This is a genomic window from Nocardia yunnanensis (assembly GCF_003626895.1).
Taxonomy (GTDB): Bacteria; Actinomycetota; Actinomycetes; order Mycobacteriales; family Mycobacteriaceae; genus Nocardia; species Nocardia yunnanensis.
Genome location: NZ_CP032568.1, coordinates 6330916 through 6355743, shown reverse-complemented (window position 1 = coordinate 6355743; position 24828 = coordinate 6330916). Strand labels below are relative to the sequence as shown.

Below are 24828 nucleotides of genomic sequence, written 5' to 3'. Positions count from 1 at the left end.
CCAACACGGTAATGCCTTCGCGGCATCGGATGAGCAGCGGCTACTGTGTTGAGCCGTGATCACCCGCCTCTCCCACCTGTTCCTGCGAACCCTGCGCGACGATCCTGCCGACGCCGAGGTGCCCAGCCACAAGCTGCTGGTGCGTGCCGGCTACGTGCGTCGCATCGCGCCCGGCGTCTACTCGTGGCTGCCGCTCGGCCTGCGCACGCTGCGCAAGGTCGAGGACGTGGTCCGCGCGGAGATGAACGCCATCGGCGCGCAGGAGATCTCGCTGCCGGCGCTGCTGCCGCGCGAACCGTACGAGGCCACCAACCGCTGGACCGAATACGGTGACGCGCTGTTCCGCCTCAAGGACCGCAAGGGGCAGGACTATCTGCTCGGCCCGACCCACGAGGAGCTGTTCGCGCTCACCGTGAAGGGTGAGTACAACTCGTACAAGGACCTGCCGGTCACGCTGTACCAGATTCAGACCAAGTACCGCGACGAAGGCCGTCCTCGCGCGGGCATCCTGCGCGGGCGCGAGTTCGTGATGAAGGATTCGTACTCCTTCGACCTCGACGAGGACGGGCTGAAGAAGAGCTACAACGCGCACCGCGAGGCGTATCAGAAGATCTTCGACCGGCTCGGCGTGAAGTACGTGATCGTCGCCGCCACCTCCGGCGCGATGGGCGGGTCCGCGTCCGAGGAGTTCCTGGCCGACAGTCCCGTCGGCGAGGACACCTACGTCATCTGCCGCGAATCCGGTTACGCCGCCAATGTGGAGGCCGTGGTCACCGCCGCGCCGCCGGAGATCGCCATCGAGGGTCAGGCCGACGCGGTCGTGCACGACACCCCCGACACCCCGACCATCGCGACCCTGGTGGATTGGGCCAATACCGCCAACGTGCTGGGCCGCGAGGCGACCGCCGCCGACACCCTGAAGAACATTCTGGTCAAGCTGGTCTACCCGGACGGCAAGACCGAGCTGCTCGGCATCGGCATCCCCGGCGACCGTGAGGTCGACGAGAAGCGCCTCGAGGCGTCCGTCGAGCCCGCCGAGGTGGCGTTGCTCGACGAAACCGATTTCAAGGCCAACCCGTTCCTGGTGAAGGGGTACATCGGCCCGAAGGCGCTGCAGGCCAACGGGGTTCGCTACCTGGTCGATCCGCGCGTGGTGTCCGGCACCAGCTGGATCACCGGTGCGGACGAGCCCGGCAAGCACTATGTCGGCCTGGTCGCCGGCCGTGACTTCACCCCCGACGGCACCATCGAGGCCGCCGAGGTCCGCGACGGCGATCCCTCGCCCGACGGCCGCGGCGTCCTGGAAGCCGCGCGTGGCATCGAGATCGGCCACATTTTCCAGCTCGGCCAGAAGTACACCGACGCTTTCGAGGTCGACGTGCTGGGCGAGAACGGCAAGCCGGTGCGGCTCACCATGGGCTCCTACGGTGTCGGCGTCTCCCGCATGGTGGCGGTGCTGGCCGAGCAGATGCACGACGAGAAGGGCCTGCGCTGGCCCCGCGAAGTCGCGCCCTTCGACGTGCACGTCGTCATCGCCAACAAGGACGAGGGCGCGCGCGCCGGCGCCGAACAGGTTGCCGCCGAACTGGATTCCCACGGCTTCGAGGTCCTGCTCGACGACCGCACCGCCTCGCCCGGCGTGAAGTTCAAGGACGCCGAACTGCTCGGCATGCCCTACATCGTGGTCGTCGGCCGCGGCTGGGCCGAAGGCAAGATCGAACTCCGCGACCGCTTCGTAGGCACCGCCGAGGAACTCCCCGCCGACACCGCCGTCACCACCGTGGCGGCCAGAATCCGCGGCTGATTTCCCGAAACCGCCAGTGGCGCATCACCTCCCGGTGATGCGCCACTCTCGTTTTCACCCCGGATTCCGGCTCTCCGGAAACGGAATAACCTTCGCCGACAACATCTTGTCCCCCTCGATCCGAATGATCTGCCCCGCCGCCATCTTCCGCTCACACAGCGCGGTGACACAATCATGATGCAGAACAAGTGATTCCATGGCCTCGCTGGTAGTCATGCCCTCTTCCCCCTCTCCCACATCACAACTCTCCAGCCGCTCATACATATCCACGACTCATTCACCGCCGATGCCTGCCAGTTCGTTTCGAATACCGACCGGAATTTCTCATATCCTCGACCAGACAAGCGGTGCACACCGTCGCGCTGGCCACGCTCATCAGCGCCAAAGCCCAAGCATCCCAAGCCATTACGACTCCTCCGTTGGATAAGTTCCGCTGCGTGACCTCTAGTCTTACGCATCTGGAAACGGCACAATAGGCATGCGCTGAATCTCGTCGGAAGCCCAGTTTGAGCAGGCCCAAAAAGTGCCAACCCGAATAGCGAGGCTAACGAAATGAACGGAGCCACGGTCTCCCGCAGGGCACTTGGAAGATTCCTTCGTCAAATTCGTGAGGAGGCCGGAAAGACCGCGCTAGCGGCAGGTTTGGAAATCGAGGTGTCCCGTCAGACCCTACTGCGAATGGAAGACGGTCTGGCGACCAAGATCGCCACATCGCAGTTGCGGGACCTACTGGAGTACTACGGGGCATCGGAGGAAATCCGAGCCCAGGCGCTTTCGCTGTGGGACGAGGTGCGCGAGCAAGCGAAATCAGCGCAGCAGCAAGGCAAGGCGAAGGGGTTCTGGCGACCGTACGCCGACCAGTACGAGGCCCACTTCCCGCACTATCTGCGGCTCGAGACCACCGCACACCGGATCACCGTGCATCAGACGATGTTGGTGCCGGGACTGTTGCAAACCTCCGACTACCGGAGGGGAGTGATCCGGATCGACGGACCGGACCTGTCGGCCGTCGACCTGGAACGCCGCATCGAACTCACCACTCGGCGACAGGCCAGGCTCGAGGAGCAGGGGTTCCAGCTCGATTGCCTACTGTCCGAGGCGGTTCTACGTCATCGCCCGGCCAGCGCGCCGGCGATGGCGGCCCAACTGAGCTGGCTGGCGGAGGTCGGGCACCGCCCGAACATCCGCATCCGGGTCGTCCCCTTCGACGCGGGAGCGCATCGAGGACTGACCGCGCAATCGTTCACGATGCTCGAATTCCCTAAGCTGCAAAACGGTTTCGTCGATCCTCCGGTCGTCTACGTCGAAGGAGCGCATGGCGTGGGCGGCGTCTATCACGAGCGCGATGACGTGGTTCGCCTCTACGGCAGGACCATTCTGGCCCTCACGGAGGTAGCGTTGACAGAGCAGGAGACCAGAGACCTGGTGACGCAGTACGCGAAGGAGTATGCGGCGTGAGGGAACCGGTAATCGGCACGTGGTACAAATCCAGCAAGTCAGAACACGGCTCCGCGTGCGTCGAGATCCGCCACGACCCAGCCGTCACCCTCGTCCGCGACACAAAAGACCACGGGCGAGGCCCAACCCTCACCTTCCCCGCCGAGATGTGGTCCGCCTTCCTCACCAGCGGCATCTGGCACCCCTAACCCACCCCGCGAAGCGGTGAGAATGCGCTGATGCAGGCGAACTGCGAGAAGGCCCCTGCGTCAGTGCATTTTCGGTGGAAGGTGACCGGTTCGGGCTAGGTGAAGTGGGTGGCGAGGCGGGTGCAGAGGGATTCCAGGGCTGGCTGGGTGATGCGGGGGGCTTGGGGCCAGGTGTCGCCGTTGAACCAGTGGATGGAGTCGGGGGTGTTCGGGGGGCGGGTGAAGAGGTGTTGGTGGAAGTGGGGGACGGTGCGGCCGGTGATGGCGGAGAAGATGTGCGCGGGGGAGAGTTCGGTGCGGAGGGCTTGGGCGGCTCGGCGGAGCGCCCAGCCGACGGCGGCGGCCTCGGAGTCGGTGAGGTCGGCCAAAGTGGGGGCGTGGCGGAGGGTTTCGACGAAGAGGTAGCCGGGGCGGGGGACGCCCTCGGTCAGGGGGCGGTGGGTGACGACGACCAAATCGTCGATGTAGATCACCGGGCCTACCAGACGGCCTGCGCCTCGGTGCTTTTCGCAGATCAGGCATTCGCTCCCCATACTGACGACAGTAAGTGCCGCGCGGCTGGCGGTCGCGTCGCATGGCTGTTCCGCCTGGTCGCGTCGCTCGATCCGGATTCGTGGGTGAGGCCGGGCGGCGGCCGTGGCGAAAAAGCCGCTCGTGGTGGGTGGTCGGGTTCAGTGGTGGGTTCGGTGGTGGGCACTGATGTGGTGGGGTTTGTTCGGGGTGATGCTGTGAGTAAGCCTGGCTGATCCGTGGAATCGGGGCCGGGGTGGCTCAACTTATTCGGGAGTGGTTATGGCGGGCAGGATCGCGGTTATTGGGGCTGGGAAGGTGGGGCGGGCTGTGGGCTCGGCGCTTCGAGAGGGTGGGTATCGCGTTGTTTACGGGTCTCGGCGGGTGGGGGAGGGGCGGCTGGCGGTGGGGGAGGCGGTGGGGGTGGGGGATGTTGTGGTGGTGGCTACCCCGCCGCAGGTGGCGAGGGAGCTTGCTCGGGAACATGGGGAGGCTTTTGCGGGGAAGCTAGTGCTCGACGCCACCAATGATGTGCTGGGGACGCCGGCCAATGCGTCTGCGGCCTTCGCCGAGTTCGCGCCGGGGACTCGGTATGCCCGTGTTTTCAACACGGTTGGGACGGAAGTACTCGTTGACCCGATCTTCGACGGTGAGGCCGCCGACATGTTCTACTCCTGCGCGGAGGGGGATCGGCGCGAGGTCGAGGACATCGTCAATGCGGTCGGCTTGCGGCCGGTGTATGTGGGTGAGCAGGCCTACGACATCGTCGATGGGGTGATGCGCCTGTGGCTGACGCTGGCCATGCGGCAAGGGCATGGGCGGAATATGGCCTTCCGCATGGTGACTCGCTGACCTCCCGGCGGAAATCGGGGCAGTGCCGCGGGTTCTGGCCGATCTAATCTGGCAGGGCGCGGCGGGCGCCCGCACTTCCGGGCGCGAGCGCCGCCGCCCCGCCCACCGACACCCCCGCCGATCCCGCGGAAGCCAACTTCGTCTTCGGCCTGGAGGTGTTGATCCGCGGCATCGAGGGCCTGTTCCGCCGCGCGTAGAAAGCCCGCCGCGCCAACGGATCTCACCGCGTCTACAATCCCGCCGTGACGCTCACCCCCGCCGATGTGGCCGGCTACACCGACCGCGATCTCGACGCCGACCTCGCCCGCTGGTTCGCCGACGCCGAACTCGTCGACATCCCCGCCGAAACCCGCCCGGTAGCACCGTTTCTCGAACGCCTCGCCCCCGCCGACGCCGCCGCCCTGGCCGCCCTCGACGCCCGCGTCCGCTCGGGCCGCCTACCGCAGTTCCTCGACATCTACGACTGGAGCTACGGCTTCGACTTCGCCGAAAACGACTGCACCATCCTCGATTCCGACTACGAAACCGAACTCACCGACGACGACATCTACCCCATCGGCGCCGACGGCGGCGGCAACCTCTGCGTCGTCCTCACCAACGGCCAAGTCGCCGTCTGGTTCCACGAAGAAGAAGTGATCGAAGCCGACACCCGCTTCGACAACCTCGACACCTTCCTCTGGTCCTACGTCCGCTACCGCGCCGTCCGCACCCGCAAACTCCCCCTCGAAGCCGTAGAAAACGACTTCCTCACCTTGGCCCAGCCCGGCGCCCTCGAACCCACCCTCGGCCTCCTCCGCTACATGAAGTAGCGAACTCCTTTTCCGGCCGGGCCGCGTGAGTATCGCTCGGCCCGTTCAGAATTCGAGCTCGTTCCACGGGATGTGGATGGGAAAGGGATGCGCGAAGTCGATGCCGTCGTGGACGTCGCCCAGCCATTCGCCCGCAAGAAGGTAGTTGGCGGGGCGGAGGGGCGCTACGCCGTCTGGAAGCGGGCCGTGCTCGGTTTCTAGGGCGAAGGCGCGGACGCGGGCAATACGGCGGGGGTTGCGGCCCAGGGTGACCTCCCAGTACCAGGGAATCCCGCCGCTGGCGTATTTGGCCTTCTTGGCTTCGATGTCCTGCTCGGAGTTCGAGGGCGACAGTACTTCGCCCGCGATCAGGACATCCGATGCGCGAACGTTCTGGTACTCCCGCTCGAGACAGCGATAGACGAGAAAGTCCGGTGTCACGAAGTCCGATTTACCGGTGCTGCCGAAGAAGATGTTCGTTTCGATCGAAACCCGCCAGCAATGGTCGGGCGCAGCCGACATGCCTTCGCGGGCACAGCGGCGCAGTGCGCTCCACAGTGTGGCCGAATAGTCCTGATGCTCGGGTGGTCCCTTGCGCACCCAGACGACCCGTCCGTCCCACAGCTCGATCTCCCCGGCGATCTCGTCGGGCAATTGCTCGAGCTCCTCCCATGTCATGAATTCGGGAAGGTCGGGTCGCTCGACGGGCGGGGTCGGCATATCGGTCATGTTACCGGGCTTCTTCCCGGATTCGGCCCATTGCTCACAGCTCATCGGTGCTCCGCCCGTCGAGTTCGTTCGACTCGCCTCCGAGAGAGTTCGGACCTGACAACCCGCTCGGATCGAAGCGGACCGTGTCGGCTGTTCTGACCGCGCCGGGTGTTCGCGGTTGTGCGGTGGGATCAGTTGTAGGAGTTGGCGACTGCGGTGAGGAGGTGTTCGAGGGTGTCGTAGTCGGGTGGGGGGACCTGGTTGAGGAGGGTGGCGTCGATGGGGAGGTGGGCGGCGGTGGTGAGGGTGGTGAATTGGGTGAGGTCGGTGGGGCGGAAGCCGTGGGTGGCGGCTAGGTGTTGGAGGGTGGGGTCGGTGGTGAGGAGTTTGCCGAGGGTGTCGCCCTTGGCGTCGAGGGGGACGACGGTGTGCTGGGACATGATGGTGGGCTGGGGGTACAGGAGGGTCATGTCGGGTTTGAGTTGGTCGTGGATCGCGGCGTCGACGTATTGGGCCTCGTAGATCCAGGCCAGGGGGACGGTGCCCATGCCGTTGGCGAGGTAGTCTTTGAAGGGGCCGTCGCTGCTGGACTCGGTGTAGCCCTGGCGGGTGAACAGGCGCGAAACACGGGACACCGCATGGTCTTCGGCCCTGGCGCCGCGCACGACGGTGTTGTCGTTGGCGACGTAGGCGGTCACCGCCAGGTACATGGCCGCGGAGTTGGAGGTGCGCGGGTCGGTGGTGGAGACCAGGACGTTCTTGGGCACCGAATAGGTCGAGTTACCCTCCAGCTGATTCCACTGGACGCCCGTGTCGGCGAGCGCGAGATATTTCTCGATGTCGAAAGTCGTTGTAGGACCGGGTGTTACGATCCCGGCCCGGGTCAAAAGGTCGGCGATCGGGGCGAAGGTGGCGATCGCCATGGGGGAGGAGAACGGTACGTACTTGCCGGTCACCCCGGCCTTGCGCTGCACCAGCTCCGCCGCCGCCGAACTCGACGGGAAGGCGAAATCGTATTTGCCCAGATCCACCGTGGCGGCGATCTGCCGCGACCCGGCGGGCTCGACCTCCACTTTCAGCCCGTGCCCGGCCAGCGCCTCCGCCACCTTCGGATCGTCGAAGAACGCCGACTTCTCCGACCCGACCACACCGTGCACCACGGTCAACGCCGGCGCGGCCGTACCGGGCGCACTCGAATTCGGTTGCCGCACGGTCATCACCACCGCGAACGCCAGCACCACCACAACACCCGCCGCGATCACCCCCAGCGCTCGCTTGTTCTCCACCAGCCGAGCCGGCACGAAACGCCCTGCCACCGCGGCGAATACGCTGGTGGTCTCGGCCGCCGACCCCGGCGCCGCCTCGGCCGCCTCGACCAGATCCGCCTCGGTGGCAGCGTTCATCGACCGTTTCGGATCCAGCTCCCGCCGCGCAAGCCGCTCGACGAGAATCGGTACGAACTCCCGCACCGAATGCCCCTCGAACCGCTTGCGCACCGCCCCGACCACGGCCTCCACCCGCTCCGCCGGATATGCGTCGCCGTAGTCGTCGACCAGGCGAGTCGTCACCTCCCGCAGCGCCTTCTCCTCCCGCGCGACCTTGTCCTCCCGCGCGGTCTTTTCCTCCCCGGGTGCGTTCACCGCCACAACTTCTCCCTCGACCGGACACCGAATATGGTTGCGCGGCAGAAAAATACGACAGCCGCGCCGCCCGGACCCTAGCCACTCAGGGTGCCCGGGCATGGTCGAGTACGGAAACGCTACATACGCCTGGGCGAATTTCCGGTGACCAAAGACCGGAAAGTCGGTTCGGCCCAGGAGACGGTGGCCGGGAATGGATGGCCGAAGGCGATGCCCGCGGCACGCGTCGGCGTCCACTCGCCGGCCACAATGTAATTGGCCGCATGCAAGGGCGCCGCACCGCCCGGTAAAAGCCCGCCGACCGCCAGCGCCCACGCGCGGACGCACGAGATCTGCAAGGCGTTCCGCCCGAGGTGAACCTCCCAGTACCAAGGGATTCCGAGATCCGCGTAGCGAGTTCGCCGCAGCTGCGGATCCTGTTGCTCGGCATGCGAAAGCACGTCACCGGCGAGCGCGGTATCCGCCGCGCCGACACGGTCGGCATGCGGGTCCGCGCAATGGCAGATCAAGAAATCCGGCAGGAGAAATTCAGACCGGTCGGTAGATTCAACCGATACCCGCATCCGTTTTCGAACCTGCCACCCGGAATCGGCCCCGACCACGAATCCCTCACACACACTGTGCCGCAATGCCGACGACACCAGATTCGTGAAGTTCTGATGCAGCAGATCCCCGCCGTCCATCGAATCCCCCTCGGATCGATCGTATCTCTCGGAGAGGATTCGATGTCGGCGGCGCGGCGGATGGTTCCGGTCGGTCAGGGCTTGCCGGGAAAGGCGGTCGTCACCGGATTCGTCCCCAGGATCGACTGCCAAGTGGCAAGGCGCACAGCGGTTTCCGTGAGCGCTTCGAGCGCGGTGCGGCGCAGGTCCGCGCTGTCGGCCCGATCCACCACCGAGTACCAGGCCGCGGCGGTGTCGGACTCGACGGTCACCGCCAGCTTGGCCGCCGGAATCGGATCGTTCACCGGAATCGGCGAGGTGTAGGCGGCGGCAGGCTCGGGCACCTGGGCGCCGGTCGCCGCCAGCGCGTCGATGGTGGCATCGCGGCGCGCCCGATGCGCCGCGGTGTACTCGGCGACGAGCTTGTCGCGATCGTGATTGGCGTAGGCGGCGATCACGCCGTAGGCGTAGACAGCGGCGTATTCGGCGCTCAACGCATCGATGAGTGCCTGCTGGTCGGTCGTGGTCATGCCAGGAGAACCCCCGCGTGCGTGGCGCAGGACGCGCTGATGGAAGAGAGCAGTGCCGCCCGGTAACCGGACAGCTGCACGGCCAGATCCGCCGCCGCGCGTTGCGACTGCTGCAACTGGGTGCGCAGGGTCGCCACCGCCGGCGGCGGCACCGGCGCGGTCGGGGTGACGGGCGGAATCCGGCGGCTGGGTGTGGTGCCGTCCCCGTAAACGCCGATGGCACGGTCGATTTCGGTGCGCAGCGCATCCGCGTGCGCGGTGCGCTGGGTGGCGATGGTCTGCAGCGCGCCCGCCTTGTCGGGCGAGGTCGCTATCGCGGCGGTGGCGGCGGCCGCGTCCGTGCGGGCCCCCGTCTCCTGCGCGATCAGCGGATCCGCGGCCGCGGGCTTGTCGTCGTCACCGCAGGCGGCCAGCGCCCCCACGGCCGCCACCGCCAACACGCCACCGCCGGCCACCCGCAGCGCGGAACGGCGATTCACGACAGGGGACAACGGCGGGAGACGGTCCGGCGGAACCGTGAGACCGACGACATCGGCCGCGAGGCCGCTCTGACTGCTGGGCACGGCATACATGGTGCCAGCCGACGCCGACCGCTTGCTGCACGAGGCCGTTCGGATAACCTGTGATCTGGAACGACGGGCACCCGTCATGGGCGCGTCGCGGCTGACACGCCGTTCGCAGCGCAGTGCCGACCATGCCGAACTCGAGCGGGTCGGCTGGTCCTTTACACTCTTTCCGCGCGTTACGCTAGACCTTCGGCGCGGCATTTCGCCGAAACCGACAACTCAACCCGTGACAACTGAACCAGGAGCCGCCCCACATGCCGATGCCGACCGAGGAAAGGGTGAGCCAGCTAGTTGCTGAGCTCGTCGAACGCCGAGGACTCGACCTCGAAGGCGTCGTGATCGCGGCCGCCGGTTCCGGCCAGGCCAAGCTCACCGTCGTCGTCGACAGCGACGGCTCCCCGGACCTCGACGCCGTCGCGGAACTGAGCTCGGAGATCTCGCAGACCCTCGACGACGCCGGCGACTTCGGCGAGACCGCGTACCTGCTCGAGATCACCACTCCCGGCATCGACCGCCCCCTCACCGCCCTGCGCCACTGGCAGCGCGCCCAGGGCCGCAAGGTGAAGATCGTCCTCGCCCCCGGCGCCGAATCACCGGAGGGCAAAACCACGTTCGAGGCCCGGGTCGGCGTCGCCACCGACAGCGAAGTCGCCCTGGTCCTCGGCGGCAAGCGGAAGCCACACCGGGTGACGGTGCCGCTGGCCGATATCCAATCCGCCGTCGTGCAGGTGGAGTTCAATCCACCCGGCGCGGCCGAACTGGAACTCGCAGGGGGAGTAGCGCCGGGTCGTCCCCAGCCCGGTGCGCAGGAGGAAACCGAAACCGATACACCAGCAGCAGCGTCCGATTCACTGACCGAAGGGATCGTGGAATGAACATCGAAATCGAAGCCCTGCGCGCGATTGTCGCCGACAAGGGGATCTCGATGGAGACGGTGATCTCCGCGATCGAGTCCGCTCTCCTCACCGCCTACCGGCACACCGACGGCCATCAGCCCAACGCCCGCATCGACATCAACCAGAAGACCGGTGTGGTGCGTGTGATGGCGCGCGAACTCGACGCCGACGGCAATGTCATCTCCGAATGGGACGACACCCCTGAGGGTTTCGGCCGCATCGCCGCCACCACCGCCCGCCAGGTCGTGCTGCAGCGGCTGCGCGACGCCGAGAACGAGAAGTCCTTCGGCGAATTCTCCACCCACGAGGGCGATATCGTCGGCGGCGTCGTGCAGCGCGACGCCCGCATGAACGCCCGCGGCACCATCGTGGTCCGCATCGGCTCGGAAGCCAATGGCGCCGAAGGCGTCATCCCGCCCGCCGAGCAGGTGCCGGGCGAGACCTACGAGCACGGCGACCGCATCAAGTGCTACGTGGTCGGCGTCTCCCGCGGCCCGCGCGGCCCGCAGATCACCCTCTCGCGCACCCACCCCAACCTGGTGCGCCGGCTGTTCGCGCTGGAGGTCCCCGAGATCGCCGACGGCTCGGTCGAGATCGTGGCCGTGGCGCGCGAGGCCGGGCACCGCTCCAAGATCGCGGTGCGCTCCACCGTGCCCGGCGTCAACGCCAAGGGCGCGTGCATCGGCCCGATGGGCCAGCGCGTGCGCAACGTGATGAGCGAACTGGCCGGCGAGAAGATCGACATCATCGACTACGCCGAGGATCCGGCCGCCTTCGTCGGGAATGCGCTGTCGCCCTCGAAGGTTGTCTCCGTCACGATCGTCGACCCCGAGGCGCGTGCCGCGCGGGTCGTGGTCCCGGACTTCCAGCTCTCCCTCGCCATCGGCAAGGAGGGCCAGAATGCCCGCCTGGCGGCCCGGCTCACCGGCTGGCGGATCGACATCCGCTCCGACGCGGCCCCCGATACCCAGGGTGGCGTGCGTCCGGCGGCGGCCGCGGGCGGATCCGATGCGCATCGGAACTGACGCCGCGGCCCGGCGGGGTTGATCTTGCCGGATCCCTCCGGCCCGGTCGGTCCCGAGATTTGTGAAACAGACCCTCGGGATGACAGGTTGGTAACTTCCAAGGGGTACGGATGCGGAGATCGGGACGTGACAGCGGTAGAGTGGACGCAGGCTCAGCGCGAGTCTTCGGCTCCTCCGCGTGCCGAACGGGTCTCAGCAAGATCAGAACCCGTCCGGACCTGCATCGGATGTCGCAGACGCGAGCTGGCTGCCGATCTGATGCGGGTCGTGGCGCAACGTTCTGTTGACAGTGAACAGACGGTTGTGGTCGTTCCGGATCCGCGGCGCAGACTTCCCGGGAGGGGTGCGTGGATGCACCCCTCGTCGGCTTGTCTGAGCCAAGCAGTTCGGCGCCGAGCGATCGGCGGAGCACTACGAGTGTCCGGACATCTGGATATCTCAGCCCTGGAGCATTACGTAGAGAACAGGCACGAGCACTCATGAGCACACCGTGAAGTCCCAGAAATGATCGGCCTTCGAAATTAGTCGAGGTCGTGCGCGCGTCCCGTCGTGAAACGGGCTGCCGCGCTCGACCTCTGAGTGAGGAGAGCAGTGGCAGGCAAGGCCCGCGTGCACGAGTTGGCTAAAGAACTCGGTGTCACGAGCAAAGAACTACTCGCGCGGCTCAAGGAGCAGGGCGAGTTCGTGAAGTCGGCGAGCTCGACGGTGGAAGCACCCGTCGCGCGTCGCCTGCGGGAGTCGCTCGCACCCAAGAGCGCCCCGTCCGGGGGCGCCAAGCCGGCGACCCCCAAGTCCAACGGTGAGGGCGCTCCGCGTCCCGCCGCCAAGCCGGCCACCCCCGGTGCCGGCCCCCGTCCGGGACCGCGTCCCGCCGCCCCGGCGGCGCAGACCCCGGCTCCCGCGGCCCAGGCCCCGGCTCAGCAGGCTCCGGCCGCTCGCGCCGAGTCCCCGGCGGCCCGCCCGGCGCCGGGTAAGCCCGAGTCGGCCGCCAAGCCCGCCGCACGCGAAAACGCTGCTCCCGCAGCCGCTTCCGCGTCGGCTGCCCCCGCTGCCCCGGCCCCGCAGGCCCCGCGTTCGGATGCTCCGCGTCCGGGCGCCCCGGCCCCGCGTCCGGCGCAGCAGTCCAGTGCTCCGGCCGCGCCGGGCACCCCGCGTCCGGCCGGACCGAAGCCCGGTCCGAAGGCGCCGCGGGTCGGCAACAACCCCTTCTCCTCGGCTCCCGAGCGTCCCGCGCCGCGGCCGGCTCCCCGTCCGGGTGGCCAGCAGCAGGGCGGCCCGCGTCCGGGTCCGGCCCAGGGTGGTCCGCGTCCGGGTCCGCAGGGTGGTCCGCGTCCGGGTCAGGATCGGCAGGGCGCGCGCCCGGGCGGTCCCGGCCAGGGTGGCCCGCGTCCGGGTCCCGGTCAGGGCGGTCCCCGTCCGGGTCCGGGTCAGGGTGGTCCGCGTCCGGCCGCTGCCGGTCAGGGCGGTCCCCGTCCCGGCGGCCCGCGTCCGAGCCCCGGCTCGATGCCTCCCCGTCCCAACCCGGGTGCCATGCCGGCGCGCGCTCAGCGTCCGGCCGGTGGACCCGGCGGCGCCGGTCGTCCGGCCCGCCCGGGTGGTCCGGGTGCGGGTGGCGGTCGTCCCGGTGGCGGTGGCGGCGGTTACCGCGGTGGCGGCGCTCCCGGCGCCGGCGCCGGTGCGGGCGCCGGTGGTAACACCGGTGCGCCCGGTGGTTTCCGCGGTCGTCCCGGCGGCGGTGGCGGCGGTGGCCGTCCCGGTTCCGGTGGTGGTCGCGGCGGCGCCGCGGGTGCCTTCGGTCGTCCCGGCGGCGCGCCTCGCAAGGGCCGTAAGTCGAAGCGGGCGAAGCGCGCCGAGTACGAGAACCAGCAGGCTCCGATCGCCGGTGGCATCCGGCTGCCCCGCGGCAACGGCGAGATCGTTCGCCTCGCCCGCGGCGCCTCGCTGTCCGATTTCGCCGAGAAGATCGGCGCCAACCCGGCCTCGCTGGTCCAGGCGCTGTTCAACCTCGGTGAGATGGTCACCGCGACCCAGTCGGTGAACGAGGAGACCCTCGAGCTGCTGGGTTCGGAGATGAACTACGTCGTGCACGTGGTCTCCCCGGAGGACGAGGACCGCGAGCTGCTGGCCAACTTCGACCTCACCTACGGCGAGGACGACGGCGACGAGGACGACCTGCAGGTCCGTCCGCCGGTCGTGACCGTCATGGGTCACGTCGACCACGGTAAGACCCGACTGCTGGACACCATCCGTAAGGCCAACGTCCGTGAGGGCGAGGCCGGCGGCATCACCCAGCACATCGGCGCTTACCAGGTGCTGGCCGAGGTCAACGACGAAGACCGCCTCATCACCTTCATCGACACCCCCGGTCACGAGGCGTTCACCGCCATGCGTGCCCGTGGTGCGAAGGCCACCGATATCGCGATCCTCGTGGTCGCGGCCGACGACGGCGTCATGCCGCAGACGGTGGAGGCCATCAACCACGCGCAGGCCGCGGACGTGCCGATCGTGGTGGCGGTCAACAAGATCGACAAGGAAGGCGCGAATCCGCAGAAGATTCGCCAGCAGCTGACCGAATACGGTCTGGTGGCCGAGGAATACGGTGGCGACACCATGTTCGTCGACATCTCCGCCAAGCAGGGCACCAATATCGAGCAGCTGCTCGAGGCGGTCGTGCTGACCGCGGACGCCTCGCTGGATCTGCGGGCGAACCCGAACATGGACGCGCAGGGTGTGGCCATCGAAGCGCACCTCGACCGCGGCCGTGGCCCGGTGGCGACCGTGCTCATCCAGCGCGGCACGTTGCGGGTCGGCGACTCGATCGTGGCGGGCGACGCCTACGGTCGCGTGCGCCGCATGGTCGACGAGCACGGCGACGACGTCGAGGCGGCCCTGCCGTCGCGGCCCGTCCAGGTCATCGGCTTCACCTCGGTGCCGGGCGCGGGTGACAACCTGCTCGTGGTCGAGGAAGACCGCATCGCGCGTCAGATCGCCGATCGCCGCAACGCTCGCAAGCGCAACGCCCTGGCCGCGCGCAGCCGCAAGCGGATCTCCCTGGAAGATCTGGATGCCGCTCTGAAGGAGACCTCGGAGCTGAACCTGATCCTCAAGGGCGACAACTCCGGTACCGTCGAGGCCCTCGAAGAGGCGCTGCTCGGTATCGATGTCGGCGACGAGGTGCGCCTGCGCGTCATCGACCGCGGTGTCGGTGGCGTCACCGAGACCAACGTCAACCTGGCGTCGGCCTCCAACGCGATCATCATCGGCTTCAACGTCCGTGCCGAGGGCAAGGCGACCGAGCTGGCGAACCGCGAAGGCGTGGACATCCGCTACTACTCGGTCATCTACCAGGCGATCGACGAGATCGAGAAGGCCCTCAAGGGTCTGCTCAAGCCGATCTACGAGGAGCACGAGCTGGGCCGGGCGGAGATCCGCCAGATCTTCCGGTCCTCCAAGTTCGGCAATATCGCGGGTTGCTGGGTGCTCTCGGGCTCGGTCAAGCGCAACGCCAAGGCGCGCCTGATCCGCGACAACGTGGTGATCACCGAGACCACCATCCAGTCGCTGCGCCGCGAGAAGGACGACGTCACCGAGGTTCGCGAAGGCTACGAGTGCGGTTTGACCGTGGGCTTCAACGACATCAAGGACGGCGACATCATCGAGGCCTACGAGCTGCGGGAAAAGCCGCGCGACTAGGCAGCAGTACACGATCCCGCCGGACCTTCACCGGTCCGGCGGGGTTGTGCCCCTTCACCTTCCGGGTAACTGTGCGCGCATTCCCCGGGGCGCGTTCATATGACTGAAAAGATGTTTTTCGGAGCGCTCGAGTTCGATATCTTGCTCGGTGATGTGCATTCACTGAAGGAGAAGCGCTCTGTCATCCGCCCGATCATCGCGGACCTGAAACGGTTCGACGTGAGTGTGACCGAAGGCGGAGATCATGACCGGTATCGGCGGTCGTTGCTCGGTGTGGCAATGGTCAGCTACGGCATGAACCACCTGACCGAGGTGCTGGACAAGTGTGAACGGCACGTCGCCAACCGTCCGGAGTTAGAGTTGCTGGCAGTACGCCGCCGCATCTTCGGACCCGAAGACTAGCTACGCGCGGAAGAGTTTTACCTCTCCCGCAAGCACCAGCTTGCGGGAGAGGCAGAAAATTCTCCGCCAGGAGAAGTGAGGAGGGCTCGCCATGGCTGACCAGGCCCGAGCACGCCGACTCGCAAAGCGCATCTCCTCGATCGTGGCCACCGCGATCGAATACGAGATCAAGGATCCGCGACTGCGGTTCGTCACCGTCACCGATGCCAAGGTGACCGGTGACCTGCGTGAGGCGACAATTTTCTACACCGTCATGGGCGAGACCATCGACGCCGAGCCCGATTACGCCGAGGCCGCCGCCGGTCTGAAGAAGGCCGCGGGCATTCTGCGTTCGAAGGTGGGCGCGGGCACCGGGGTGAAGTTCACCCCGACGCTGGCGTTCAAGCTCGACACCGTGCCCGAGGCGGCGCGCGAGATGGAGGAGCTGCTGGCCAAGGCGCGCGCCGTCGACGCGCGGGTGGCCCAGGTGTCGGTCGGCGCGTCCTACGCCGGCGAGGCCGACCCCTACAAGTCGGACGAGGACGAAGACGACGAAGCCTGACCTGCCGTGACCCCCGTCGATGTCACCCCCGCCGTCGAGCTCCTGGACCGCGCGAAATCGGTGACGATTCTCTGCCACGTCCAGCCCGACGCCGACACCCTCGGCAGCGGGCTGGCTTTGGCGCAGGTGCTGCGCCGGCGCGGGGTCCCGGTCGTGGTCGCCTTCGCCGAACCGGCCGAGCTGCCGGTCTCCATGCGCTCGCTGCCCGCCACCGACCTGCTGGTGCCGGCCGCGCGGGTGCCGGCCGAGGTGGACGTGCTGGTGTCGGTGGACTGCGGCAGCGCCGGACGGCTCGGTGCGCTGCGCGACCGATTGGCCGGTGCCGCAACCACTCTGGTGATCGATCACCACCGATCCAACACCCGCTTCGGTGACGTCAACGTCATCGACGAGAACGCCGAATCCACCGCGGGCGTCATCGCCCGCGTGCTCGACGCCTGGGGCGAGCCCATCGACCGCGATATCGCGCACTGCCTGTTCGCCGGATTGGTCACCGACACCGGCTCTTTCAAATGGGCCCGCTCCGGCTCCCACACCCTGGCCGAACGCCTGCTGGCCACCGGCATCGACGGCGCCGCCATCACCCGCACCCTCATGGACACCCACCCCTTCGCCTGGCTGCCCATGCTGTCGCGAGTCCTGTCCTCGGCCCAGCTGATCCGCGACGCCGCCAACGGCGCGGGCCTGGTGTACGCGGTAGTCCGCCGCGAGGACACCGAAGCGGTCCGCTCCGAAGAAGTCGAATCCGTCATCGACCTGATCCGCACGACCGCCGAGGCACAGGTCGCGGCGGTCTTCAAGGAATCTCGAGCGGAAAACGGCCACTGGACGGTCTCGTTGCGCTCCCACGCCGCCCCCGACGGCACCCCGGGCGTCGACGTCGCCCGCGTCGCCACCGCGCTCGGCGGCGGCGGCCACCGCTACGCCGCCGGCTACTCCACCATCGGCGACCTCCCCGCCCTGCTCGAGGCCCTACAAGCCCGCTTGAGTGACTGACCCCACCGCGCGACCGATGCGTGAACCGCCACACCGGCGGGCCCGTGTGGGACGGTGACGCCGAGGCGCGGATCTCCTTGCGCCACCGCCTGATTCGCCCTCGAAAATGGCTTGGATCAGCGATTATCGCAATTTGCTATGAAATAGCGAGGTCGGCAGACTCTCGGGGAACAGTCGTCCTTGGGAATCACACAGTCATGATTCGAGCCATACCTTTCGCCCTCGTTTCGGCGATCGCCGGAGGCCATCGCCGCCACCGGGACTCGCGTCGAGCACGCTCGTGACTTCTTCGCGATCGGTGACTCGCTCATCGGGACCACCAATCACATCACCGGGGATTTGGAAGCCGTGTACGGCGCGAAGCTCGCCGGGTTCTTCCATGCGTACTTCGTGGGGCCGGCGCTGGACTCGGTGCTGGGGGAGAACGGGACCAGCTATGTGATGTTTCAGAGCGTGCGCGGTGTCTCGTTCGGGAACGGGCTGGCGCTGGAGTCCCCGGCGTTGCGGCAGGCGACCGCACTGGAAATGCGCGCGATGTACCAGACCGCCGAGACCGTGTTCGACGGCTTCGAGGCCACCGACCTGATCTGAGCGGTCGGTCCGGATCGACTGGGGCCCGCCGGAATAGACACTGTCTACGATTGGGTAGACAGTGTCTGCGCGTACGTGGACGGTGTCTGCGCGACCACCGCTGCGACCGCATCGAAACTGGTCAGGGACGCCGAAAGTCAGTCCGGCAGGCCGAAAATTGTCACGCCTTTCGGGGCCTCGACGCGGTAGCCGAGGGTGATGGTGGTGGCGGCCTGCGGGGCGAGATCCTGCTTCCACGTGAGGATGCCGAGTTCGTCGCGTTCGGCGGGCGGGGGTTTCAGGACCGTCTCCTTGACGGTGACCGCGGTGTCGCGCGCGACCGGCAGGCGATCCAGGACGGTGACCGTGGTGGGGCGCGCGCCGTGGTTGGCGACGGTGATCGTGTACTCCCATTCGGTGCGGTGGGTCGAGCCGAGGGTGGATTTGGAGGCGTTGCGGCGCTGGAGTTCTCGTTCGACGCGGATGCGGTCGTCCACGCCGAGGGCCAGTTCGCGCTCCTCGCCGGGGGCCCAGATGTCGAGGAGGGTGGCGCCGACGTATTCGCTGTGGTTGAACAGGGAGGCGCGGCCGCGGGGCAGGGTGTGCTCGGAGGTGTTGCGGGCGGTGGCGCGCAGGATCGCCTCGGGGGAGCGCAGGGGTGCGGTCACGTGGTCGAGGTCGGCCTCGAGGTCGACGGCGGTGAGGAGGGTGCGATGCTCGGAGCCGTCGGAGGCGATGGCGACCGGGCGGCGCGGGGTGTAGGTCGCGGCGGTGGCGCCGTGTTCGACGGTGCTGACCGCTTCGCGAACCGGAGCCGCCGGCGGCAGCGGCGGCGCGCCCGCGGGGGCCGACGCCGCCACGGCGAAAGGATTCTCGCCGCCGTGGTCCATGGACGCGCGTCTCCGGACAGAGCGTTTCGGCTCGGGCGGGGTGGTGCTCAGATACCAGGGATCGAGTTCCGGCACGTCCAGGGCGACGGCCGGGCGGGCGGTCGACAACTCCAGTCGGCATTCCGGCCAGTCCTCGCCGGTCTGCTGGCTGACCAGCCCGAACCAGCGCAGGTTCAAGCCTTTGTCGTCGATGCGCAGGTCGTAGCTGCTCGACCATTTCGCGCCCGGCACCACGTACGACAGTTCCAGTTCGACGGCCGCCGGTTGCGCGGCGTCGACGGTGATGATCGCGGACCGGATGTCGGGGCGATTCTTGCGGCCCAGATCCGCCAGCCGGCGTTCCAGCGCGTTCTTCTCGCGAATCTTGTCCTGCCGCAGGCGGGCTCGGTCGCGGCGGCCCGCGTGGACGGTGGCGTACTGCGCCTCGAGGCTGTCGCCGAAAGCCTGGACCCGCTCGTCGGACGCCTTGGCCAGGGCACCAGCGGACTTGTGGACCAGGCGTTGCAGGAATTCGACCCGGGCGTCCGCCGCCTTGTCCGCGTCCGCGAGTTCGGCCAGCGCGGTGTCGACTTCGTCGCGGCGTGCGGTGAGTGCGGCGATCTCCTCGTCGCCGGCCTCGGGCTGGCGTTCGGTGACGATATCGACCCCTAGCACGGTCACCTCACCGCGTCCCGCCACGCGGATCGAATCCCGCAGGAGCTCCAGCGGGAGCGGTGACACGCGGAGGTGATGCTCACCCGCCGCGAGTGTCGTTGTGCCGGACCGGGTCACCCGCGCGCGATCCGGATAGACCGTGACCGCCGCAATCGTTGTCTCGAGATCGACCATGCCGCCCAGCCTGCCCGACCGGCCGCCGCGAGTCGACGAGATTGCGCATGCCGGTCGTCAGGAGTCGCACATGTGGCCACTAACATATGTTTGCGTAACTATGTGTCCGGTTCGGGTGAATGGCGAGCGGGTCCGGGACTCACGCGGACACCAAGGCGAACGGACATATATTTGCGTGACGTCTAGCGGCGTGACAGCCTGGCGAGCCGCCCGCTCGGTGCGTGCGAACACGGGAAATCGCCTGGTGGTGCGGCACTTCAGGGCACCGAGGCCAGAGCCGGGGACTGACGCGCGGCCAGGCCGCGGTGTCGGCCCGGTGTGGGATGGTGAGCTGATGAGCAGCACCCAGACCGTCGATGGCGGGAGCGAGGATCCCGGATCTCTCGAGAATTCCCGCCACGCCGCCGAGACGCCTCCGCCCACCGTGTCTCGTGACGCGCTGGCCGCCGCGCGTGGGGCCGAAGCCGCCGCGGCGGGCCCGGCGCGGATTCTGGGAATTGCGGTGCCGACGCTGGGGGTGCTGGTCGCGGAGCCGATATATCTGCTGTTCGACATGGCGGTGGTGGGCCGGCTGGGCGCGCTGGCACTGGCTGGTCTGGCCGTCGGCGGTTTGATTCTGGCGCAGGTCAGTTCGCAGCTGACGTTCTCGAGTTACGGGACGACGGCGCGGGCGTCGCGGCGGCACGGCGCGGGGGACGAGCGCGGCGCGGTCGTCGAGGGTGTCCAGGCCAGCTGGCTCGCGGTCGGGGCGGGGCTGGTGATCGTGCTGGTGGTGCAGCTGCTCGCGGGACCGATCACGCGGGCCATCGCGGGTGGTGACGGTATCGCCTCGGCGGCGGAGTCGTGGGTGCGGATCGCACTGTTCGGGGTGCCGTTGATCCTGTTGTCTATGGCGGGCAACGGATGGATGCGCGGGGTGCAGCAGACCCGCCGGCCATTGCTGTATGTGCTTGCGGGGCTGGTGATCTCGGGCATCCTGTGCCCGGTGCTGGTGCATGGGCTGCTGGGTGCGCCGCGCCTCGAACTGGAAGGGTCGGCGGTCGCGAACCTGGTGGGGCAGGCCGTCTCCGGCGGGTTGTTCGTGAGCGCGCTGCTGCGGGCGAACGTGTCGCTCGCGCCGCATCCGGCGATCATGAAGGCGCAGTTGGTACTCGGCCGCGACCTGATCGTGCGCAGCCTGGCGTTCCAGGCGTCGTTCGTGTCGGCCGCCGCGGTGGCGTCCCGCTTCGGTGCGGCCTCGGTCGCCGCCCACCAGCTGGTGCTGCAGATCTGGAATTTCCTTGCCCTGACCCTGGATTCGCTCGCGATCGCGGCGCAAACCCTGGTGGGCGCGGCCCTCGGCGCGGGAAACGCGCGCGGCGCACAGGGTTTGGCGCGCCGCATCACCGGCTGGTCGACGGTGTTCGCGGTGGCGCTGTCGGCTGTCTTCGCCGCCGGCTATTCGCTGATCCCGCACCTGTTCACCACCGACCCGTCGGTGCTGGACCGCACCCATGTGGTCTGGTGGTTCTTCGTCGCCATGATCCCGGTGGCCGGGGTGGTCTTCGCCCTCGACGGCGTCCTGCTCGGTGCGGGTGACGCCGCCTTCCTGCGCACCGCCACCCTCGGCTCGGCCCTGATCGGCTTCCTGCCCCTGATCTGGCTGTCCCTCGCCTACGACTGGGGCATCGGCGGCATCTGGACCGGCCTGGTCGCTTTCATGCTGTTGCGCTTGCTAGCGGTGTCGTGGCGGGCGCTCTCGGGCCGGTGGGCTCAGGTCGGTGCCGAGGTGCCGCGCGGGGCCGCCTAGACCCCGCGCAGACCCGCGCGATCGATCAGTCGGCGACGCCGTTGCCCTGTGCCGCAGCTTGTTTGGCGAGATTCTCGGCGACCTCGGCTTGCCAGTTCTCGTTGGCGTGGGTGGTGTCGACCTCGTATTCGAAGCGGTCGGTCATTTCCGGTTCGATGTCGGCGACGTCGACGTAGAACTGTTCGTACCAGCGGCGGTGCTGGTAGACGGGGCCGTCTTCCTGGGTGAGGAGCGGGTTGTCGATGCGGGTCTTGTGTTTCCAGATTTCGACGTCCTGGAGGAAGCCGACGCCGAAGCTCTTGCCGAAAGCCTTGGCGAGCCGGTCGGACTTCTCGGGCGGCAGGCCCTTGATGCGCTGCACGCTGACGCCCCATTGCAGCATGAAGGAGTTGTGGGTGACCGGATAGTGGCAGTTGATCAACGCTACTTCCACGGTGTTGTCCCCGAAGTCGTTGTGCAGATAGTTGATCATGTACGAGGGCCCGAAATACGAGGCCTCCGAACGCAGCAGCGACATCTCCTGCGAATAATTGGATTTCGCGTGAATGTCGGGCCGTCCCTTGGAATGCAGATACTGGGTGGCCACATGCCCTTCGAAGACGTTCTTGAAGTACACCGGGTACGCGAAGTGAATGTAGAAGAAGTGCGCCATATCGACGTTGTTGTCGATGATTTCGCGGCAGTGCGCGCCCTCGATGAGCAGGCTGTTCCAGTCCCAGTCGGTCCACTCGTCGGTTTCGATGCCCTCGATGTGCGGAATGGCGACCTCCGGCGGCGGCGGATTGCCCTCCGGATCGTTCCAGACGAAGAATTGGCCGTTCTCCTCGCAGGTGATCCAGGATCGGGTGCGCGCCAAGGGCGGCACGCGGCGGGCGTAGGGGATCGCGGCGCATTTGCCGTCGCCGCGCCAGCGCCAATCGTGGAAGGGGCAGGCGATATTGCCGTCCTTGACGGTGCCGTAGGCGAGGTCGGCGCCCATGTGGCGGCAGTAGCCGTCGAGGGCGTGCAGTGCGCCCGCGTTGTCGGACCAGATCACCAGCTTGGTGCCGAAGGCGTTGACCGAGTGCGGGTTTCCGTCCCGGAAGGTGTCCGCGAGCCCGAGGCAGTGCCAGCCGCGGGCGAATCGCGTCATGGGTTCGCCGACATCGATGCTGCGATAGCTCTGCTTCATGTGCGTCCTCCCGCGACGGAAAAGCCCTGTGCACGAGGTTAAGCACCCATGCTTAATAGAACAAGTGTCAGTTTGGCGCGGTCAGGCCCGGCGGTAGCGCCGCACGACGACCTTCGCCGGTCGGATGGATCGATCGCCCACGGTCAGCCCGGGCTGAATGACCGACTCGACGGTCCGATCGGCGTCCTTGTCGGTGGTGTCGACCAGTTCGGCGGCCTCCATGACCTCCGGATCGAAGGCCGCGCCCCGAAACGGCGTGACCAGTTGGCCGCCGCGTTCGGTCAGCATGCGTTCCACGCGACGGCTGATCGCCTCGAAACCCGGGCGGTCGGCTTCGGAATTGGAGGTGGCGGCGAAGGTCTGCGCCAGCCCGTGCAGTGCGAACAGGTCCCGGATCAACGGTGCGTCCGCCTCGGCGCGCTCGTCGCGAATCTTCACCTTCGCCTCGTCGGCTAGTCGCTCGATGGTGGCGGCCTGGCGCGCGATGACCCGGGCGAGGTCGTCGATGCGTTCGGCGATGCGGTCGAGGCTGGGCGCGGCCGCCGGGGCTGGATCGGTCATGCACGAACGATAAACCCCGCGGTCGGTCCTGACTGCTACGATCGCCGTTGTGGGGGTCTATGGAATCGATCTTGGCACAACGAATTCGGCAATTGCGGCAATCGACGCGGACGGCCGGCCGGAGGTGCTGATCGGGTTGAACGGGGAACCCACGGTGCCCTCGGTGGTGTTGTTCGCCTCGGCCCGCGACCATGTGGTGGGGGAGGGGGCGCGACGGCAGGCCCGCCTGGATCCCGATCACGTGTGCACCCTGGTGAAGCGCCGCATGGGGGACGCGGAGTGGCGGTTCGGGGCGCACGGGCAGCTGTGGTCGGCGCCCGCGGTGTCCTCGCTCATTCTCAAAAGCCTTGCCGCCGATGCCGAATTCGGCGGCGGCGAACCCGTGCGGCGGGTGGTGATCACGGTGCCCGCCTACTTCGGCGACGAGGAGCGGCGCGCCACCATCCAGGCCGGGACCTACGCCGGATTCGAGGTGGCGGGGGTGCTGTCGGAGCCCATCGCCGCCGCGCTGTCCTACGGTTTCGGACGCTTGGACGGCGGTCTCGAGATCGGTCAGGGCCCGGCGCGCGAGACCGTGCTGGTCTACGACCTCGGCGGCGGCACCTTCGACGCGACCGTCATCGAACTGGCCGACCGGCGCATCTCGGTGCTCGCCGTGGAGGGCGACCATCAGCTCGGCGGCGCGGACTGGGACGAGCGGCTGGCGCTGCACCTGTCCCAGCGCTTCTGTGCGGCCAATCCGGATGCCGAAGACCCGCTGGATGATTCGATCGGCTCGCAGCTGCTGGTGCTGGCCGCCGAACAGGCCAAACACGAACTCACCACCGCCGATTCCACCGAGGTGGTGATCGCCCACGACGGCGCGCGGGCGGTGATCCCCCTGACCCGCGACGAGCTCGAGGCGATGACCGCCTCGCTGCTGCGCCGCACCCTCGATCTCACCCGCGCGGTGTTGAACGCGGCCGCGCAGCGCGGGGTGCGGCAGGTGGATCGGCTGCTGCTGGTCGGCGGTTCGTCCCGGATGCCGATGGTGTCGGAGGGACTGCTGAAGGAATTCGGGTTGATCGGGGAGCTGCGCGACCCGGACCTGTCGGTGGCGCGCGGGGCCGCGCTCTACGGGGAGAAGCTGGAGATGGAGCGGCTGGTGGCCGCCGATCTGGTCACCCGCGGCCGATTGCGTGACGGCGCGGAGCTTTTCGAGGCGGACCCGCAGGATCTGGCGGCGGCCGTGGCCCGGGTGGCCGACTCGTTCGGGCAGCCGGTGAGCCTGGTGCGGCGCATGCTCGAGATCCAGGTCGACACCGTGGTGTCGCGCGGGTTCGGGGTGCTGGCGCTGGATCCGTTCGACGGGCTGTCGGCCAGCTGGCTGGTGCACCGCAATCAGACGCTGCCGATCAAGGTGCGCCGCTCCTACGGGACGGTGCGCGCCGATCAGGATCAGATCGAGCTGACCATCGTCGAGCAGCAGGGGCAGGCCGCCTCCACCCGGCCCGAGGATTCGAAGGTGTTGGTGGAGGGGAGGATTCGCGATATTCCCCCCGGCTATCCGGAGGGCAGCGAGGTCCGGGTGACCTTCGAGATGGGCTTCGACGGGGTGCTGCACGTGACCGCCTACCACGTCGACGCCGATCTGCCGCTGACCCTGTCGGTGCAGACCGGGGCGACCCTCTCGCAGGCGGACGTGGAGCGCGAACTCGAGCAGCTGCAGCGCACCCGCCGCCGCAGTTCCTGACCTTCCCGACCGCCCCGCCCGACGA

General features: G+C 68.0%; 25 protein-coding genes. 15 read left to right on the top strand and 10 right to left on the bottom strand.

The window, feature by feature from the left end; genetic code table 11:
- Positions 1–55: 55 nt before the first annotated feature.
- A complete protein-coding gene (locus D7D52_RS29745) occupies positions 56–1804 on the top strand; it encodes a proline--tRNA ligase (protein WP_120741651.1) in 1749 nt (582 codons plus the stop codon).
- A gap of 54 nt (positions 1805–1858) precedes the next feature.
- Here D7D52_RS29745 and D7D52_RS29740 read toward each other — a convergent pair whose 3' ends face one another.
- Positions 1859–2068, bottom strand: coding sequence for a hypothetical protein (locus tag D7D52_RS29740; protein ID WP_162958639.1), 210 nt, complete (start codon positions 2066–2068; stop codon positions 1859–1861).
- 288 nt (positions 2069–2356) lie between these two features.
- Here D7D52_RS29740 and D7D52_RS29735 point away from each other — a divergent pair, with 288 nt between their 5' ends.
- Both D7D52_RS29735 and D7D52_RS29730 read left to right on the top strand, forming a co-directional pair.
- Positions 2357–3262: a helix-turn-helix domain-containing protein gene (locus D7D52_RS29735; protein ID WP_120741647.1), complete on the top strand. Its 906-nt coding sequence runs from the start codon at positions 2357–2359 to the stop codon at positions 3260–3262.
- On the top strand, positions 3259–3450 hold the full coding sequence (locus tag D7D52_RS29730; protein ID WP_162958638.1) for a DUF397 domain-containing protein: 192 nt from the start codon (positions 3259–3261) through the stop codon (positions 3448–3450). The genes D7D52_RS29735 and D7D52_RS29730 overlap by 4 nt, the downstream gene beginning before the upstream one ends.
- Before the next feature lie 95 nt (positions 3451–3545).
- On the opposite strand, the gene D7D52_RS29725 is transcribed toward D7D52_RS29730, so the two are convergent.
- Positions 3546–3923 (bottom strand): HIT family protein, encoded by a 378-nt coding sequence (locus tag D7D52_RS29725; protein WP_222932698.1) that lies wholly within the window; start codon positions 3921–3923, stop codon positions 3546–3548.
- Between the two features lie 319 nt (positions 3924–4242).
- Here D7D52_RS29725 and D7D52_RS39995 point away from each other — a divergent pair, with 319 nt between their 5' ends.
- Positions 4243–4812 carry an NADPH-dependent F420 reductase gene (locus tag D7D52_RS39995; RefSeq protein WP_120741643.1) on the top strand — a complete coding sequence of 190 codons (570 nt, stop codon included), beginning with the start codon at positions 4243–4245 and terminating at the stop codon, positions 4810–4812.
- A 242-nt stretch (positions 4813–5054) separates the two neighbouring features.
- A complete protein-coding gene (locus D7D52_RS29715) occupies positions 5055–5621 on the top strand; it encodes an SMI1/KNR4 family protein (protein ID WP_120741641.1) in 567 nt (188 codons plus the stop codon).
- 45 nt (positions 5622–5666) lie between these two features.
- Here the strand turns inward: D7D52_RS29715 and D7D52_RS29710 are convergent, their stop codons facing one another.
- The 5 genes from D7D52_RS29710 to D7D52_RS29690 all read right to left on the bottom strand — a co-directional run bounded on the left by D7D52_RS29710 (position 5667) and on the right by D7D52_RS29690 (position 9706).
- The gene (locus tag D7D52_RS29710; RefSeq protein WP_120744559.1) at positions 5667–6278 is read right to left on the bottom strand and encodes a Uma2 family endonuclease; all 612 of its coding nucleotides are present in this window, start codon (positions 6276–6278) and stop codon (positions 5667–5669) included.
- A 224-nt stretch (positions 6279–6502) separates the two neighbouring features.
- Positions 6503–7951 carry a three-helix bundle dimerization domain-containing protein gene (locus D7D52_RS29705; protein WP_246023374.1) on the bottom strand — a complete coding sequence of 483 codons (1449 nt, stop codon included), beginning with the start codon at positions 7949–7951 and terminating at the stop codon, positions 6503–6505.
- Between the two features lie 119 nt (positions 7952–8070).
- Entirely contained in the window at positions 8071–8634 is a 564-nt protein-coding gene (locus D7D52_RS29700; protein WP_120741639.1) for a Uma2 family endonuclease, read from the bottom strand.
- Between the two features lie 74 nt (positions 8635–8708).
- Positions 8709–9143, bottom strand: a complete 435-nt coding sequence (locus tag D7D52_RS29695; protein WP_120741637.1) for a ferritin-like domain-containing protein — start codon at positions 9141–9143, stop codon at positions 8709–8711.
- Positions 9140–9706: a hypothetical protein gene (locus tag D7D52_RS29690; protein WP_342775206.1), complete on the bottom strand. Its 567-nt coding sequence runs from the start codon at positions 9704–9706 to the stop codon at positions 9140–9142. Before D7D52_RS29690 ends, D7D52_RS29695 begins: the two co-directional genes overlap by 4 nt.
- Before the next feature lie 257 nt (positions 9707–9963).
- Between D7D52_RS29690 and rimP the strand changes: the two genes are divergently transcribed.
- The 8 genes from rimP (at position 9964) to D7D52_RS29655 (ending at position 17853) form a co-directional block, all read left to right on the top strand.
- Positions 9964–10584: a ribosome maturation factor RimP gene (gene rimP / locus D7D52_RS29685; protein WP_120741635.1), complete on the top strand. Its 621-nt coding sequence runs from the start codon at positions 9964–9966 to the stop codon at positions 10582–10584.
- Positions 10581–11630: a transcription termination factor NusA gene (nusA, locus tag D7D52_RS29680; RefSeq protein WP_120741633.1), complete on the top strand. Its 1050-nt coding sequence runs from the start codon at positions 10581–10583 to the stop codon at positions 11628–11630. The genes rimP and nusA overlap by 4 nt, the downstream gene beginning before the upstream one ends.
- Positions 11631–11888: 258 nt before the next feature.
- Positions 11889–12113, top strand: a complete 225-nt coding sequence (locus D7D52_RS40435; protein ID WP_425464579.1) for a YlxR family protein — start codon at positions 11889–11891, stop codon at positions 12111–12113.
- Between the two features lie 108 nt (positions 12114–12221).
- Positions 12222–15323 carry a translation initiation factor IF-2 gene (gene infB, locus D7D52_RS29670; RefSeq protein ID WP_120741629.1) on the top strand — a complete coding sequence of 1034 codons (3102 nt, stop codon included), beginning with the start codon at positions 12222–12224 and terminating at the stop codon, positions 15321–15323.
- A gap of 111 nt (positions 15324–15434) precedes the next feature.
- Complete coding sequence (locus tag D7D52_RS29665; RefSeq protein ID WP_040810726.1) at positions 15435–15725, top strand: DUF503 domain-containing protein; 291 nt, start codon at positions 15435–15437, stop codon at positions 15723–15725.
- Between the two features lie 91 nt (positions 15726–15816).
- Positions 15817–16266, top strand: a complete 450-nt coding sequence (gene rbfA, locus D7D52_RS38560) for a 30S ribosome-binding factor RbfA (RefSeq protein WP_187703050.1) — start codon at positions 15817–15819, stop codon at positions 16264–16266.
- Between the two features lie 6 nt (positions 16267–16272).
- Positions 16273–17262 (top strand): DHH family phosphoesterase, encoded by a 990-nt coding sequence (locus tag D7D52_RS29660; RefSeq protein ID WP_187703049.1) that lies wholly within the window; start codon positions 16273–16275, stop codon positions 17260–17262.
- Between the two features lie 348 nt (positions 17263–17610).
- Positions 17611–17853 carry a hypothetical protein gene (locus D7D52_RS29655; RefSeq protein ID WP_162958635.1) on the top strand — a complete coding sequence of 81 codons (243 nt, stop codon included), beginning with the start codon at positions 17611–17613 and terminating at the stop codon, positions 17851–17853.
- Between the two features lie 137 nt (positions 17854–17990).
- Here D7D52_RS29655 and D7D52_RS29650 read toward each other — a convergent pair whose 3' ends face one another.
- Complete coding sequence (locus D7D52_RS29650; RefSeq protein ID WP_120741625.1) at positions 17991–19550, bottom strand: mucoidy inhibitor MuiA family protein; 1560 nt, start codon at positions 19548–19550, stop codon at positions 17991–17993.
- A gap of 334 nt (positions 19551–19884) precedes the next feature.
- On the opposite strand from D7D52_RS29650, the gene D7D52_RS29645 reads away from it, so the two are divergent.
- Positions 19885–21339, top strand: a complete 1455-nt coding sequence (locus D7D52_RS29645) for an MATE family efflux transporter (RefSeq protein WP_120741623.1) — start codon at positions 19885–19887, stop codon at positions 21337–21339.
- Between the two features lie 25 nt (positions 21340–21364).
- On the opposite strand, the gene D7D52_RS29640 is transcribed toward D7D52_RS29645, so the two are convergent.
- Both D7D52_RS29640 and D7D52_RS29635 read right to left on the bottom strand, forming a co-directional pair.
- Positions 21365–22510, bottom strand: a complete 1146-nt coding sequence (locus tag D7D52_RS29640) for a 3-ketosteroid-9-alpha-monooxygenase, oxygenase component (protein WP_120741621.1) — start codon at positions 22508–22510, stop codon at positions 21365–21367.
- 81 nt (positions 22511–22591) lie between these two features.
- Positions 22592–23071, bottom strand: a complete 480-nt coding sequence (locus tag D7D52_RS29635) for a nucleotide exchange factor GrpE (protein WP_120741619.1) — start codon at positions 23069–23071, stop codon at positions 22592–22594.
- 49 nt (positions 23072–23120) lie between these two features.
- Here D7D52_RS29635 and D7D52_RS29630 point away from each other — a divergent pair, with 49 nt between their 5' ends.
- The gene (locus D7D52_RS29630; RefSeq protein WP_120741617.1) at positions 23121–24803 is read left to right on the top strand and encodes an Hsp70 family protein; all 1683 of its coding nucleotides are present in this window, start codon (positions 23121–23123) and stop codon (positions 24801–24803) included.
- Positions 24804–24828 lie beyond the last annotated feature (25 nt).